At 38.5% G+C, this 14607-nt stretch carries 10 protein-coding genes; 7 read left to right on the top strand and 3 right to left on the bottom strand.

Annotation, left to right across the window (positions count from 1 at the left end):
- Positions 1 to 433 precede the first annotated feature (433 nt).
- The 3 genes from ACY8DX_RS19795 to ACY8DX_RS19785 all read left to right on the top strand — a co-directional run bounded on the left by ACY8DX_RS19795 (position 434) and on the right by ACY8DX_RS19785 (position 3639).
- Positions 434 to 1474, top strand: coding sequence for a GDP-mannose 4,6-dehydratase (locus ACY8DX_RS19795; RefSeq protein WP_462405901.1), 1041 nt, complete (start codon positions 434 to 436; stop codon positions 1472 to 1474).
- 222 nt (positions 1475 to 1696) lie between these two features.
- Entirely contained in the window at positions 1697 to 2683 is a 987-nt protein-coding gene (gene gmd / locus ACY8DX_RS19790; protein ID WP_462405900.1) for a GDP-mannose 4,6-dehydratase, read from the top strand.
- The gene (locus ACY8DX_RS19785; protein ID WP_462405899.1) at positions 2680 to 3639 is read left to right on the top strand and encodes a GDP-mannose 4,6-dehydratase; all 960 of its coding nucleotides are present in this window, start codon (positions 2680 to 2682) and stop codon (positions 3637 to 3639) included. The genes gmd and ACY8DX_RS19785 overlap by 4 nt, the downstream gene beginning before the upstream one ends.
- A 69-nt stretch (positions 3640 to 3708) precedes the next feature.
- Here the strand turns inward: ACY8DX_RS19785 and ACY8DX_RS19780 are convergent, their stop codons facing one another.
- Positions 3709 to 3840, bottom strand: coding sequence for a hypothetical protein (locus ACY8DX_RS19780; RefSeq protein WP_462405898.1), 132 nt, complete (start codon positions 3838 to 3840; stop codon positions 3709 to 3711).
- A 904-nt stretch (positions 3841 to 4744) separates the two neighbouring features.
- A complete protein-coding gene (locus tag ACY8DX_RS19775; RefSeq protein WP_462405897.1) occupies positions 4745 to 4876 on the bottom strand; it encodes a hypothetical protein in 132 nt (43 codons plus the stop codon).
- Positions 4877 to 5631: 755 nt separating this feature from the next.
- On the opposite strand from ACY8DX_RS19775, the gene ACY8DX_RS19770 reads away from it, so the two are divergent.
- Both ACY8DX_RS19770 and ACY8DX_RS19765 read left to right on the top strand, forming a co-directional pair.
- Complete coding sequence (locus ACY8DX_RS19770) at positions 5632 to 9189, top strand: CDP-glycerol glycerophosphotransferase family protein (protein WP_462405896.1); 3558 nt, start codon at positions 5632 to 5634, stop codon at positions 9187 to 9189.
- 34 nt (positions 9190 to 9223) lie between these two features.
- Positions 9224 to 10789 (top strand): glycosyltransferase, encoded by a 1566-nt coding sequence (locus ACY8DX_RS19765; RefSeq protein WP_462405895.1) that lies wholly within the window; start codon positions 9224 to 9226, stop codon positions 10787 to 10789.
- A 54-nt stretch (positions 10790 to 10843) separates the two neighbouring features.
- On the opposite strand, the gene tagU is transcribed toward ACY8DX_RS19765, so the two are convergent.
- Positions 10844 to 11782, bottom strand: a complete 939-nt coding sequence (gene tagU / locus ACY8DX_RS19760; RefSeq protein WP_462405894.1) for a polyisoprenyl-teichoic acid--peptidoglycan teichoic acid transferase TagU — start codon at positions 11780 to 11782, stop codon at positions 10844 to 10846.
- 284 nt (positions 11783 to 12066) lie between these two features.
- On the opposite strand from tagU, the gene ACY8DX_RS19755 reads away from it, so the two are divergent.
- Both ACY8DX_RS19755 and ACY8DX_RS19750 read left to right on the top strand, forming a co-directional pair.
- Positions 12067 to 12873, top strand: coding sequence for an ABC transporter permease (locus ACY8DX_RS19755; RefSeq protein ID WP_462405893.1), 807 nt, complete (start codon positions 12067 to 12069; stop codon positions 12871 to 12873).
- Positions 12874 to 12889: 16 nt separating this feature from the next.
- On the top strand, positions 12890 to 14491 hold the full coding sequence (locus ACY8DX_RS19750; RefSeq protein ID WP_462405892.1) for an ABC transporter ATP-binding protein: 1602 nt from the start codon (positions 12890 to 12892) through the stop codon (positions 14489 to 14491).
- The last annotated feature ends 116 nt before the right edge of the window (positions 14492 to 14607 follow it).

Raw genomic sequence — 14607 nt, 5'->3', positions numbered from 1 at the left:
CATTATTTTGTGTTCAATGTCAAAGAAGTATAATAGATGATTAGATTTTTATCTCAATGGATAGATGAGTAAAAAAGCTCATTTATCCTTTTTATTTATCGGTTGTTTAGTTGCTTCTTCTTTTGCATGTACGACGTTTGTAACACCGTAAATTAGGTGATTTTTATTCAAGCATCTCATTGTAATCTTTACTTAAGATGATTTTGGAGAGAAACTGACAGCATTACCATCTCGATTAATGATTATTTACTTTTGTTTAGTGTAGTGATTGAAGGTTGTTTGATAAGAAATAGGCTGAAAATTGGTTGGTGTGCCTGTAGAGTTCATCGGACGAGATTTCTATAATATAGCAGAGACAAAGCAGACTGGTGTTAACTATTCTGTTTGGAGAAAAGTCTGCTTAACGAGTCCCGTGCGAAGGAGCTATCGGAGAATGACTGACAAAAAGCCAGATTCTAATAAGACCTATTTGATCACCGGCGCAGCCGGGTTCATTGGATATTATCTGTCCCAGAACCTATTGGAAAAAGGGTGTCGCGTTGTTGGCATTGATAATATGAATGATTATTATGATGTTCGATTGAAAGAAAGACGCCTTGAGCTGCTTTCTAATTATGATGGATTTACCTTCTTGAAAGTGGATCTTGCTGATAAACAGGCATTGGATGAAGTCTTTTCAACGTATCAGCCTGAGATTGTCGTCAACCTGGCTGCACAGGCCGGGGTGCGTTACAGCATCACCAATCCGGATGCCTATATCCAATCGAATCTGATTGGTTTTTACAATATCCTGGAGTGCTGCCGTCATTCCTATGATGAAGGGAACACGCCGGTTGAGCACCTGTTGTATGCCTCCAGCAGTTCGGTTTATGGCGCAAATAAGAAGATTCCTTATTCGGTCGATGACAAGACAGATGATCCGGTTTCCTTATATGCCGCGACGAAGAAGAGCAATGAGTTATTAGCACGATCCTATTCGAATCTCTATAATATCCCGGCAACAGGCTTGCGCTTCTTTACGGTCTATGGTCCGATGGGCCGGCCGGACATGGCGTATTTTGGCTTCACACAGAAAATCTTTGCGGGTGAGGCAATAAAGATCTTTAACAATGGGGATATGAAGCGGGACTTTACCTATATTGATGATATTGTCGGATCGATGGAGAGAATGCTTAATCAGCCGCCTTCAGCGGATGAGCATGGGGTGCCGCATAAGGTGTATAATATCGGCAACTCCAACCCGGAGCAATTGATGTATTTCATCGAGACACTTGAGAAGGCATTAAGCAAGGCAACTGGTCGTGAAATTGTCGCTAAGAAGGAGTTCCTTCCGATGCAGCCGGGGGATGTGTATGCGACCTTTGCAGATACAGAGCCGCTTGAGAAGGCGTTTGGCTTTAAGCCAAGCACATCGATTGAGGATGGGCTGCAGAAGTTTGCGGATTGGTACTGTGAGTATTATGATGTGAAGTGATTTTTTGAAGAGCGGGGAGCGCCTGAATAAGGGGGCTTTCCGCTCTTTTCGTGTTGGGTTTGGATTCTTTTTATAGAACAAGGTGGAGGGTGGATGGAAATTTTTATTGTTAATTAATGTGGGACATACTATAGTTAAATTATGGTGTTCTTAAAAAAGAACAAAAGCATCGTAGGTCATTCTTCTCAGAAACAATAATCGAAAGAATGGGGAGATGTATAGATGAAAACGGCATTAATCACAGGGATTACCGGTCAGGACGGGGCCTATTTGGCAGAGCTTCTTCTACAAAAGGGCTATAAAGTATATGGGCTGATTGCTAGAAGAAGCACGAGTACAATTTGGCGCCTGGAGTATGTAGGGGTTAAGGATGAGGTGGAGCTGATTGAGGGAGATATGACGGATCTATCCTCCCTCCTGCGGGCAATCCAGATTGCCCGCCCGACAGAAGTGTATAATCTCGCAGCCCAGAGCTTTGTCGGCACCTCCTGGGAGCAGCCGGTTCTGACCGCTCAGGTGACGGGTGTCGGCGTTGTTAATTTGCTTGAAGCCATCCGGCTCACCAACCCGTCCATTCGCTTCTATCAGGCCTCCACGAGTGAAATGTTCGGTCTCATTCAGGAGGAAATGCAGTCTGAGAAAACGCCGTTTTACCCGAGAAGTCCTTATGGGGTGGCAAAGCTGTACGGACATTGGATTACGGTCAATTACCGAGAGAGCTTTGAGATGCATGCGTCGAGCGGGATTTTATTTAATCATGAATCCCCGCTGCGCGGTATCGAGTTCGTGACACGGAAAGTGACGGATGCAGTCGCAAAGATTAAGCTTGGCGAGCAGAAGGAGCTACGCCTTGGCAATATTGATGCGAAGCGGGATTGGGGCTTTGCCGGTGATTATGTGGAGGCGATGTGGCTCATGCTCCAGCAGGATGAGGCAGATGATTATGTCGTCGCAACCGGACGGACGACGACTGTTCGTGATATGTGCCGGATTGCCTTTGAGCACGTTGGGTTGAACTATGAGGACCATGTCGTCATTGACCCAGCCTTCTACCGCCCTGCCGAGGTGGATGTCCTGCTTGGTAATCCAGCTAAAGCAAAAGAGAAGCTTGGCTGGGAGGCGAGCACTTCACTCAATGAGCTGATTACGATGATGGTGGAGGCAGACCTGGAGCGGGTCAGACGCGGCTTGCATAAGGTGAATGCATGAAGGTGCTTGTCACTGGAGCGAACGGCTTCGTTGGCTCCTATCTGGTGAGTGAGCTCATGGGGCGGGGGCATGCAGTCGTTGCTGGGGTGAGGAATGAATGGGGCAATATTCCGGTTGGAGTGGAAACTTGTTCATTTCAGCTCGGCCAAATTGAAGAGATGAAGGAGGCTCTGCGTCAGACAGAGCCAGATGTGATTTTTCACCTTGCTGGCCAGAGTAATGTTCCCCTTGCATGGAATGATCCGGCTGCAACGCTTCAGGTGAATGCGGTCGGTACCGTGGAGTTGATTAAGGCAGCTTATGAGACTGTACCTGAGGCGCGAATCTTCACCGTCGGCTCCAGTGAGGAATACGGCATAGCGGCGAAGGAGCATGAGCTGCTCCATGAAGGGGTGGAATGCAAGCCCCAAAATCCGTATGCATCAAGCAAGTTTATTGCTGGCCAGGTGGGCATGCAGCTAGCTCGAAAATATGGGGTGAACCTCATCCATCTTAGGCCGTTTAATCATTTCGGTCCCAATCAAAGGAAGGGGTTCGTCATCAGTGATTTCTCCTCCCAGATTGCCGCGATTGAAGCGGGGCAGATGGAGCCGATTATCTCAGTCGGCAATCTTGAAGCCTGGCGTGATTTCATGGATGTACGAGATATTGTAAGAGCCTATGCGCTCTTGATTGAGAAGGAGGGGCTAGCGAACGGCATTTATAATGTCAGCTCGGGGACGGCCAGGAAGGTTGGGGATATTCTGCAGCGGCTAATTGAGCTGTCAACGGTATCTATAGAGGTCGTTGTCGACCCGGCTAAATACCGGCCGAATGAGGTGGAGCGGTTTGCAGGGAGCAACAAGAAACTTCAGGAAGCAGTTGACTGGAAGACTCAGTATGCGTTTGATGACAGTCTCCGTAACACCCTGCATTGGTGGAGAAACAAGTATAAAAAAACCATTGAACAGATATGAAAGAGAGAAGGCTATCCTGCAATCATCCTTTAATGAGATGAGCGGGATAGCCTTCTTTTATCCTCATTATTACATGGAATATAAAAGGAACTGAAGTCCAATAATGATTCCTACTGCTGCAATGATCAGGGAAGCATATAGGATATTCTGCTTAATCTTTCTCTTCTTGTACATTTCTTCAGGAGTTCGGTAAGTACTCATGATATTTTCCTCCTAGCATCATAACTTGCTGCTTAATGATGTGATACTTAAGACCTGGTTGATTTATTCTAAATTTTGCTGATGAATGTGTCATTTCAACTATCTGTTACTAATATAATTAAATAAATAGGAGTAATATAGGGAAAATAGTCTCATTTTATTAACAGAATTGTATTCTTTTATGAATGAAAGAGGTAATTATAAAATGAATATTATATTTCTAGGTAAATATGTAGGATTACATTATGAAGGTAAACTTTTTAAGGTATGAAAGGATACTGGATAATAGCATGAGAATACCATCATAAATGATTAAATGAAATAAAAAGGACTAATTCGAGAAAATATTTTCCCTTTGAATTCCTAGCACGAGGTCTCAATTGTATTTTAATAATAATTTGAATATTTTTGTACTAACAAAATTTTATTATTTTATAGCAATTTTGTTAGAATCATTTTTCCGTACCTGTCACCACCTGATTTTTCTTGTTTCACAGGATATTCAGCAGTGGGACAGGCTTGTTTGAATGAGAGGCTCTTTTTATGTAAGGGGGGCCTTTCTTCTTATTATTTCAAATTAATTATTGGTCTTAAAGGGGTTTGTGTACTTATGTCGGATGGATATTTAATAGATTCTTTATCCTTCATTTTCTAGTGTCTTCAAATTTTCCTTCCGATTTGTTTCCTCTAGTATTACCTTCAGAGTTACACCATTCTTTCATTTCTTTGAGTTATAAAATTTAATAAGCTTGGAGTTTTTTAGTGACGGTAAAAGTATACAGTGTTGGTCTAAAGGGGCTTGAGGGATATCGTGTGCAAGTGGAGGTTTGGATCTCACGAAAAAGGCTATCCTGCAATCATCCTTTAATGAGATGAGCGGGATAACCTTCTTTTATCCTCATTGTTACGTGGAATATAAAAGGAACTGAAGTCCAATGATGATTCCTACTGCCGTAATGATCAGGGAAGTGTATAGGATATTCTGCTTAATTTTTCTCTTCTTGTACATTTCCTCAGGAGTTCGGTATGCACTCAAGACATTTTCCTTCTACTATCATAACTCACTGCGTAATCATGGTGTACTTTAGACCTATCTTATTCGCTTTTTTAGTACCATAAAACGCCCCCATTGCAACTATCTTCTTAATTATAATAAATCCATATATGAAGAATATAGGTAAAAAAGCCTCGTTTTGTCAAAATAATTCTATTATTTCAGAAATCGAAGTGATAATATTGAATTGTTGGTTCCATTTTTAGGTAAATGAGTGGGTTGTATTATGGAGGTAAACTTTTGAGAAAATGAAGGGGTATTGACAATTTTGTTGGGTGTAAGTAGAAAGATGTGTCCAATCATATTAGATGTTGATAATCTTAGCAACAATAACTACTGTTTCTTAACAACAGCTAGTCTTTGATATTATTCATTTTTTTTTCATTTGCTGAATGCTAATTGTATTTAATAGGTAATTATTCATATCTAAGGTGTAATGAGTATAGGAAAAGTAACGTATAAAGGGGTAACAATTCATGGAACAAGAGACAATGAAAGTGGGTCTTAAGATATATGAGAAAAAATTCGAGTCATAAAGTTATGCTATATGATTATATGATATAATGTGAAAAAATTGATACTTTTTGTTGTATTTCCTATTTGCTACAAACTGAAGGGTGATAAGGCCTTTTTTTTATGTGATTATTTAATATAAGGTCAATAGAAACTGTATCTTAATAGATGCATCTTACCCATTAGTGATAAGGGATATATATAAATTGAAGTGGGGGAGTCATGTGACGAAATTAAGTGTCATTGTGCCAATTTATAATGTGGAAAGTTATTTGGAGGAATGTCTTGATTCTCTTGCCAACCAAAGTCTGAATGGTATAGAGGTAATTATGGTTAATGATGGATCCACTGATTCCAGCGGAGAAATTATGCACGAATATGCTAAGAGATATTCAAATTTCTATGCATATGATAAAGAAAATGGGGGACTAGGACAGGCGAGGAATTTCGGTGTCCCATTTGCATCTGGAGAGTATATAGCTTTTGTCGATTCAGACGATTACTTACCTGAAGATGCTTATAAAAAGTTATATAATACGATAAAAGAAACAGGTTCAGACATAGCAATCGGAAATGTTATTCGTTATAATTCGACAAAACAATTTCCATCTGTACTACATAAAAGAGTGTTTAAGGATACAGTGCTAAAGGCTCATATTAGTAGAAACCCAGAGTTAATATATGATACAACTGCTTGGAATAAGGTTTTCAAAACCTCATTTTGGAAGGAAAATAACTTTCAATTTCCTGAAGGTATGTTATATGAAGATTTGCCTGTGACTATTCCAGCACATTTCAAAGCAAAGTCTGTCGATATTATTAGTGATGTTGTTTACCATTGGCGTGCCAGAGATGTTGGTGACCAATCTATTACTCAGCAAAGGACGAATTTAGTTAATTTAACTGATAGATTGAAAGCCATTCGAATGGTGGATGAACATTTCCGAAAAAACAATATAGATGAATCATTAAAAATTGATAAAGATTTCAAGAATCTTGAGATCGATCTTTTAGTTTATTTAAATCAATTAGATTCAGCAGACGATGAGTATATTGATGTTTACCTTAAAGAGGTATCGAGTTACTTAAAAGGTGTCAGCAAATTAGCCTTGCAAAAATTGAATGCAATTGATCGAATGAAGTATTATTTTGTTGAAAAGCAGGACAAAGAAAAGTTATTAGAACTCCTTCATTTTCAGAAATATCAACTGCGCTATAAAAAAATCATAAAAGAAGGAACTAATTATTATGGAGACTACCCATACAAAGAAATTGTTCCTAAAGAGCTCCTTTTATTAAATGATGAATTATTAGTTAAGAAGAAGATAGAGTCAGTCCAATGGCAAGGAAGCGTATTAAACATTAAAGGGTATGCGTATATCAAAGATATCGATATTAAAAAGGCAAAGGATATACAATTAAAGGCCTTTTTCGTTAATGAAATGACAGGTGAAGAGGTAGAGATTCGTCATATTAAACAACAGCGAAGACCTGATATCACTTTCAGATTTGGTGTTGATATCGCCTCGAAATTACCTTTAAAGCGTTTGTATGATTATAAGTGGTCTGGCTGGGAGTTGAAGGTTGACCTGGCTCAAGAAGAAATAATCAATATGGGCATAGGGAAATTCAAGATAGTCCTAGATATTACGGCGAACGGCATTAATAGGAGATTCACTATTGGGGAACCGGTAAGCGGCCGTGTATCAAAGCCAAAGTTCCGTATTTTTAAGAAAGATATTTTCTTTGTTAAATATAATGCAGCTTGGGACTTGATTATTACAAAAGAAGATTTAATTACTAGAATGGACAAAGTGGAAGTAAGTGATGGACAGCTTATTGTTCATGGGGAAACAAAGCTTCCGTTAGAAGGTAGTCTCATTTGCTTAAGAAACTATGATATTAGAAAAGACATCAAAGGATCTATTAGAGGTGTAGAAAAAACCAGTAAAGGCACTACGAAATTTTTGGCCAATATACCTATCTCAGATTTGAAAAAATCCTCGAGCCGCGGGAACTGGTTTGGGCATATATACTATAATAATGAATTTACTCCACTTACTACCGATATCAATCTACTTGGGAAAAAGATAAGCTTTGGATCCAATGAATTGAATATTTCGCATAGTCCAGCAGCCAATTTACAACTTATGGTCACGCAACATACAGTAAATGTCAAGAAATTAGAGCTCAATGAAGAAATGTTGAAGTTAGATTTGAAAGTATCTACAGGCTATATTTCCAAAGAAAAGAAACAAACAATTAGTGTTCTCATGGTTAACAATAAGTTACGCAGAGAAGTGTACTTTGATACATATGTTTCAAAGGAACAGCATGATGAAGTCATTGTTTCTTGCGAAATCATGGTGGATGAGGCGTTCCAAAACTTGGATATGGGTATTTGGAGTATTTATTTATCTGTCTTGGATAATCGAGGAACGGTCCTTCAGAAAGACATAATTTATTATGATATAGAAAATATCGACAATCAAAAAAGATTGTATAAAGAGACGAATTTCAAATTCTACAGAAAGAAAAAAGATAATAGTTTGTCACTCAGGGTTGAGAAAGAGTGGGGTTGGATTGAGAGAGGCCCTCGTAGGCAAGAAGTAATTAGAAAAGTGGTGTATCCACTTATGAGAATATTTACGCCCCTGAAAAGAAAAACGATTGTGTTTGAAAGTTATTGGGGAAAATCCTTCGATTGTAATCCAAGAGCACTGTATGAATACATTGATGAAAATCTTAAAGATTATGAGACTGTTTGGTTCTTAAGAGATGAAAATACTGCCATAACAGGCGGGGGTAAGAAAATAAGGGTTAATTCTTTCAGTTATTATTATTATTTAGCACGGGCTAAATATTTCGTTAACAATGTCAATTTCCCTGACTTTTATAAGAAGAGAAAGAATGCAGTTGAATTACAAACAATGCACGGTACACCTCTTAAAACCTTGGGACTAGATGTACCGGGGGATGTTGATACTGAGCCAAAGAGAAGTAGATTTTTGGAAAGATGCGAACGTTGGGACTATTTGACAGTTCCGAGTGCTTATGTAGAAGATATATCAAAGAGAGCATTCAACTTTGATAAAAAAGTCATGAGATATGGTTACCCTAGAAATGATAAATTATTTACTGGTAATAATGAGGAAAATATTCAGGAGTTAAAGAGAAACTTAAATATACCTCTCGACAAGAAGGTGATTTTCTATGCACCGACATGGAGGATAAAGAATTGGTTTAAAGTTGAGATGGATCTGGAGAAAATGTATAGAGAATTAAAAGGCGAATATGTAATTTTATTTAAATTCCATCATTTTGTTGCCAAGTCTGTAACATTACCAAAATATCCGGGATTTGTTTATAATTTATCAAATTATGATGATATTCGTGATTTGTATTTAATATCTGATGTTCTTATTACAGATTATTCTTCCGTTATGTTTGATTTTGCTATTTTAAGTAAACCACAAATCCTATTTACTTATGATTTAGAAAAATATAGAGATAATTTAAGAGGAATGTATTTAAACATTCTTGAAGAAGCTCCTGGACCTATTACTAAAGATACAGATGAGTTATTAAAGGCTATAAAAAATGTTGATCACTCTCATAATTCTATTAGAATGAATCAATTTCGCCAGAAGTACTGTTCGTATGATGATGGTAATGCCTCAAAAAGAATTGCTGAGCAGTTCCTAGGTATATCCAAAAATAAAGTGATTAAATACCAACAAAAGAGTTCAATGATAGAAGAAGATATTGAAAAGGTAAATTAACATATATTTTATATCGTGTTAGGGTGGCTATAAAATGCAAGCAGTCTATAACTTAATCAACAGCATTGATATCAATAGAGGGGGATTAACTAGAGTTATGTTAGAGAGAGCATCCTATATGGCGGAAAAGGGATATGATGCTCATCTATTGACTATAGATTACTCCGACCGGTATGAAGATATCGAACGAGAATTGCATGATTCAAAACGTTTATCAAAGAAAGTAAATATACTAAATGTGTACAATTATTATAAAGCGAAAAATACTAGAGGATCAGTTACTGAAACACAGCTGAAGGTATATGACACTCTATCTCAATTGTATGAATCAGGTTATATCATTGAAGATGGACTATATGGGGAAAAGAAAGAAGCAAGATATTTCACCCTGGAAGGTCTATACGTAAAGTATAAAAAGTGGTCCAAACAAGGAAAGTTAGAATTTGTTGATTATTTTGATGAGACAAGGGCGAAATACAAAAGAGAATACTATCATCCTAAGGGTTACCTAAAAAAAGTCACCTACTTTGATAAGGTAAAAACAATACCTAAGCAAGAAGTATTCTATACAGAGGATGGATTTTGTTATTTAAATATCCAATTGAATATTGAGACAAAGAAGCCATATCTCATTTTCTTGTTTGATCGAGAGAAAAACAATGCAATTTCATTTGGGACAGCTAATCCAATGCTATTATTTCATACCCATTGGCTAAATGAAATTTGTGCATCACATGAAGAGAAGCCGGTCCTTATTAATGATGGAATCTTCTTGACGCATACGATTTTAAGGGTGAAAAAGGAACTCGCATATAAAGTATGTACAATTCATACTAACCACTTTGATGCTCCTTATGTATTTGGGTCTCCTTTAAGAAAAAGCCATGTGCACCTACTTGAGAACATTAAAAATATTGATGCCCTGGTCTTATTGACAGAAACTCAAAAAAAACAAGTGAGCAAACAGTTTGGTGATTATAACAATGCATATGTAATTCCAAATGCCACGAGGACAGAGCAATTGTTTGAAGGGGAAAAGGATTACAATCTTATATCCATAGTTGGAAGGTACCATTCGGATAAAATTATGGATGAGGCTATTAAAGCGTTTAATATTGTCAAAGAATCATATCCTAATGCTAAGCTTCAATTATTCGGAAGCGGCCCAGAGGAAGCGGCTCTTCGTCAACTAGTCTCTGAATTAGGTTTAGACAATAGTGTATCAATTAATAGTTTTACAACAGAACTGACAGAAGTTTATGGTAAATCTTTGTTTACAGTATTAACTTCTAAATATGAAGGTTTCGGTCTAGTTGTGTTAGAGTCGATGTATCAAAAAACACCAGTTATCAGCTACAATGTATCATTTGGTCCAGGAGATATCATTGATCATAATGTTAATGGAGTACTTGTGTTTGATAATTCCGTTGAACAGTTAGCTAAGGAAATGAAGCGTTTACTGGCTAATCCTCAGATGGCCATATCGATGGGTATAGAAGCTCATCAAAAAGTATTGGATAATTACACATATGAGCAGTACGTTAATAAATGGGATGATCTAATAAAGAGTTTAGATTCAAATGCTATTGAGAATGAATGATACATCTACCAATAGAGAAAGGGAGTACAGACAAAGTGCTGTACTCCCTTTTGGCTATTTTACTGATAGGTTTAATTGCTTCTTCAGTTTATCTTGCAGTTGTGTTTTTGTATTTTCATCTACGACATAATAATAGATACCATCAATTTTCGTGCCGCTTCCTTCTATTTGAATTTGCTCTAGTGATTTCGCAGCTTGCTTGTAATTCTTCTGAATGGTAACCATTTGTGAGAATGTAATGTCTGTTTTCACATTATCTCCTAGTGCATCAAATATATCGTCGAAGTTGGTTAATGTAGAAAGGCTTGCCCCTTCATTAATTACTGCTTGAATGATTTGACGCTGGCGTTTCTGGCGGCCAAAGTCCCCTTGAGGATCTTGCTTCCTCATGCGGGAGTATGCGAGTGCTTCTTCTCCGTTCAACTCAATCGTTCCTTTGGCGAAGTGGAAGCCTTCGTAGGAAAAGTCGAGGTCATTGACAACCGTCACCCCTCCGACTGCATTAACGATATCTTCAAATCCATCCATATTGACTTTCACATAGTAATCAATGGGGATATCAAGGAAGTTCTCTACGGTGTCAATGGCCATTTCTGTGCCGCCGAAGGCATAGGCATGGTTGATTTTATCGGTTGTGCCACGGCCGATGATGTCTGTTCTTGTATCACGTGGGATACTGACCATCTTGATGGATTCCAAGATTGGATTGACAGTCAAGACAATCATTGTGTCAGAGCGTCCGACGTCTCCCTTGCGTTCATCGACACCAAGCAATAGTACAGAGAAAGGTGATTGGTCCTTCAAGCTTAATTGCTCAGTCCGTTTGCTCGAGCCATCGCGGTTGGTTTCTTCCTGCATATTATTGACTGCATCGCTTAAGGAGCTATAAACCATAAATGCATAGGTACCAATGCCAATAAATAAGACAGCTAAAGTGATAAGGAGAACCTTTACCCATGTTTTTTTCTTTTTTCTTTTCTTTTCTGCTCTCATATTGCAACCCCTGATTTTCTGAATTTTATTACACATATCTATTATATATGAAAGATCTTGTAGAGAGAATATATGATTTTTTGTGGGTAATATTATCGAAATCTGTTAGACAATGTCAGGAAAGTTCGAGATACCTAGAAAAAACATATAATGAATTATTATCTGACATTTGATAAAATATTTAATTGTGGTGATATATGTCTGGTTTTGTTTTTCCTGAGAATAATCAAGAATAGTGAAAACGGTTCATTGCCATAATTTCTTTGTTGAGGATGTATAAGATTATGAAGGAAAGCTTTCACATTATCCGTGAACAATGGCGTTCAATACCGCTGATTGCTCGTTTGGCTGTATATGATATGAAATCACAATATCAAATTCATTATTTGGGTATTCTCTGGCAGTGGCTGAACCCGCTTATCCAGGTTCTCGCTTATTGGTTTGTATTCGGTACGGGGTTGAAGCAAGGAGCATCGGTCGAGGGAGGATACCCATTCATCATTTGGATGCTCGCAGGGATCATCCCATGGTTCTTTATAAGTCCGACCCTTTTGCAAGGAGCAAGCAGTATTTACAAACGAATAAACCTGGTGGCGAAGATGAATTTCCCTGTCAGCGCACTGCCGACAGTCGCCATCGTCACAAATCTATTTACCTATTTCATTATGATTATCATCTATGTCATCATTCTCCTGTTAAACGGATACTACCCAACTCTTTATTGGCTCCAGTATTTCTACTATTTGCTCTGCATGGTGGCATTTATGTTCTCGCTTAGCTTGTTTAACTCCACCATCAGCATCATCGTCCGGGATTATCAGCAAATGCTTCAGGCGGTTACAAGGCTATTGCTCTTCCTAACGCCGATCTTCTGGAGTATGGATCATTTAGAAGGGCCTGTTGGTACCTTAATTAAGCTTAATCCTTTCTATTATATTATTGATGGTTTCCGAAATACCTTTCTGTATGAGTCATGGTTCTTCAATGATGTGAAGTATGGCCTGTATTTCTGGCTGCTAACTTTATTGCTGTTGATGGTTGGCTCCATCATGCATATGAAATTTAGAGATCGATTTGTTGATTTTCTATAACCGATAGGAGAGAACGATGAATAGTAAGGTATCTTTTAAGAATGTATCGAAGAAGTATTATTTAACGAAAACGAAGGTAGATAAATTAAAGAGCATGATTTCCTCTCGATTTGATAAGGATGGATTCTATGCAGTCCGGAATGTTTCCTTTGATGTCAATGAGGGAGAGACGATTGGCTTAGTCGGTATCAATGGTTCCGGTAAGTCAACATTATCGAATATGCTCGCGAAGATCATTCCCCCGACTAAGGGAAGCCTTGTGATGAATGGACAGCCGTCATTGATTGCGATTGCCGCAGGCCTAAATAATGCGTTAACAGGGAAAGACAATATTTATTTGAAATGCTTAATGATGGGGCTTTCTTCAAAGGAAATTGATGAGCTGTACGATTCCATTGTTGAATTTGCGGATATCGGGGATTTCATTGATCAGCCAGTCAAGAGCTATTCAAGTGGGATGAAATCAAGGCTGGGCTTTGCTATCTCTGTCCATATCGAGCCGGATATTCTCATTATTGATGAGGCCCTATCTGTCGGCGATCAAACCTTCTATCAAAAGTGTGTCAATAAGATTACCGATTTCAAAAAGCAAGGGAAGACCATCTTCTTTGTCAGTCACTCCATTGGACAAATTGAGAAGATTTGCGACCGCGTCATTTGGATGCATTACGGTGAATTGCGCATGTTTGATGAAACAAAGGTCGTAGTGAAGGAATATAAAGAATTCGTTCATTGGTATAATGGTTTATCAAAAAAGGAAAAAGATGAATACAATGCCAAGAATAAAGAGAGTCGGAAGCATTCAATCGGCCATTCTCATTCAGGTATCTTGGAGAATGAGCTGACAAGCCGAAGGACGAAGAAGAGAGAGAAGAAAAGTAATCCATTCATCCCTGTACTCGTCATCTTCTTTCTCTTCATTGGCATAACGGCTACGATGTTCAGTGATAAGCCGCTTCGTACCATTGCCTCGTTTGGGCTGATTGGTGCGAATTCAGCGGCACCTGCTGAATCTATTGCGGAGGAGAAAACAGAGAAGGTTTCCGAGAAAGGGTATATTATCGCTGATGAGGCGGATGTATATGCAGAAGAAGGGATGACGGAGCGTGTAGGAAGCCTTTCATTTGGTACGAGCATCCTCGTCACTCAAATGGGCGATAAACTGGTTTATATTGAGGCGGCAGGCATCTCCGGACATGTGAGTAAGGAGGATATCAAGCTGCAAGCAGAACCTATGGAGCCCGCAACTGTATCCATGGAAGAATTGAGTGGATATCTTTCTTCAAATGCGGCGGCCTCCTATGAATACCTGCTCTCCTTTATTGATTCTGATAAGGCAACTTTGCTTCGTGTAATGAATGGAATCGAGGAAGTAGAAGAGCAAGGCATAAAGAAACTGTATTTGGCTCATGAGAATGTCTATTATGTTCTGGATGACCAAGAGAATGTAGAGGAAATTATTTTCCACGATTTCAAGCCAATTACGAGTGGAGAACTCTCGCTGGCAGATCATCAACTAATTGAAGCGAAGGACCAATCGCGCTTCCTCTTCCAGACGGAAAAAGCTGTGATAACGATTCATAATGATGCAGGTCAATTGTCCTATTCGTCTTTATAAAGAAAAATGGCATCCTTTGTCAAATGAGGGTGCCATTTTCATGATATTTTCTGAAAAATGACTACCTTTTTAGCGTATAAAGGATTATAATAAATAGAAAATTCAAACAACGAACA

Source organism: Gracilibacillus sp. Marseille-QA3620, from assembly GCF_054950035.1.
The sequence above is the reverse complement of the archived record's forward strand: the minus strand, read 5'-3'. Positions and strand labels throughout refer to the sequence as shown.

Excerpts from the sequence above, each read along its gene's own strand:
- ACY8DX_RS19795 (WP_462405901.1), top strand. The coding sequence starts at position 434 with ATGACTGACAAAAAGCCAGATTCTAATAAGACCTATTTGATCACCGGC.
- gmd (WP_462405900.1), top strand. The coding sequence starts at position 1,697 with ATGAAAACGGCATTAATCACAGGGATTACCGGTCAGGACGGGGCCTAT.
- ACY8DX_RS19785 (WP_462405899.1), top strand. The coding sequence starts at position 2,680 with ATGAAGGTGCTTGTCACTGGAGCGAACGGCTTCGTTGGCTCCTATCTG.
- ACY8DX_RS19780 (WP_462405898.1), bottom strand. The coding sequence starts at position 3,840 with ATGAGTACTTACCGAACTCCTGAAGAAATGTACAAGAAGAGAAAGATT.
- ACY8DX_RS19765 (WP_462405895.1), top strand. The coding sequence starts at position 9,224 with ATGCAAGCAGTCTATAACTTAATCAACAGCATTGATATCAATAGAGGG.
- tagU (WP_462405894.1), bottom strand. The coding sequence starts at position 11,782 with ATGAGAGCAGAAAAGAAAAGAAAAAAGAAAAAAACATGGGTAAAGGTT.
- ACY8DX_RS19755 (WP_462405893.1), top strand. The coding sequence starts at position 12,067 with ATGAAGGAAAGCTTTCACATTATCCGTGAACAATGGCGTTCAATACCG.
- ACY8DX_RS19750 (WP_462405892.1), top strand. The coding sequence starts at position 12,890 with ATGAATAGTAAGGTATCTTTTAAGAATGTATCGAAGAAGTATTATTTA.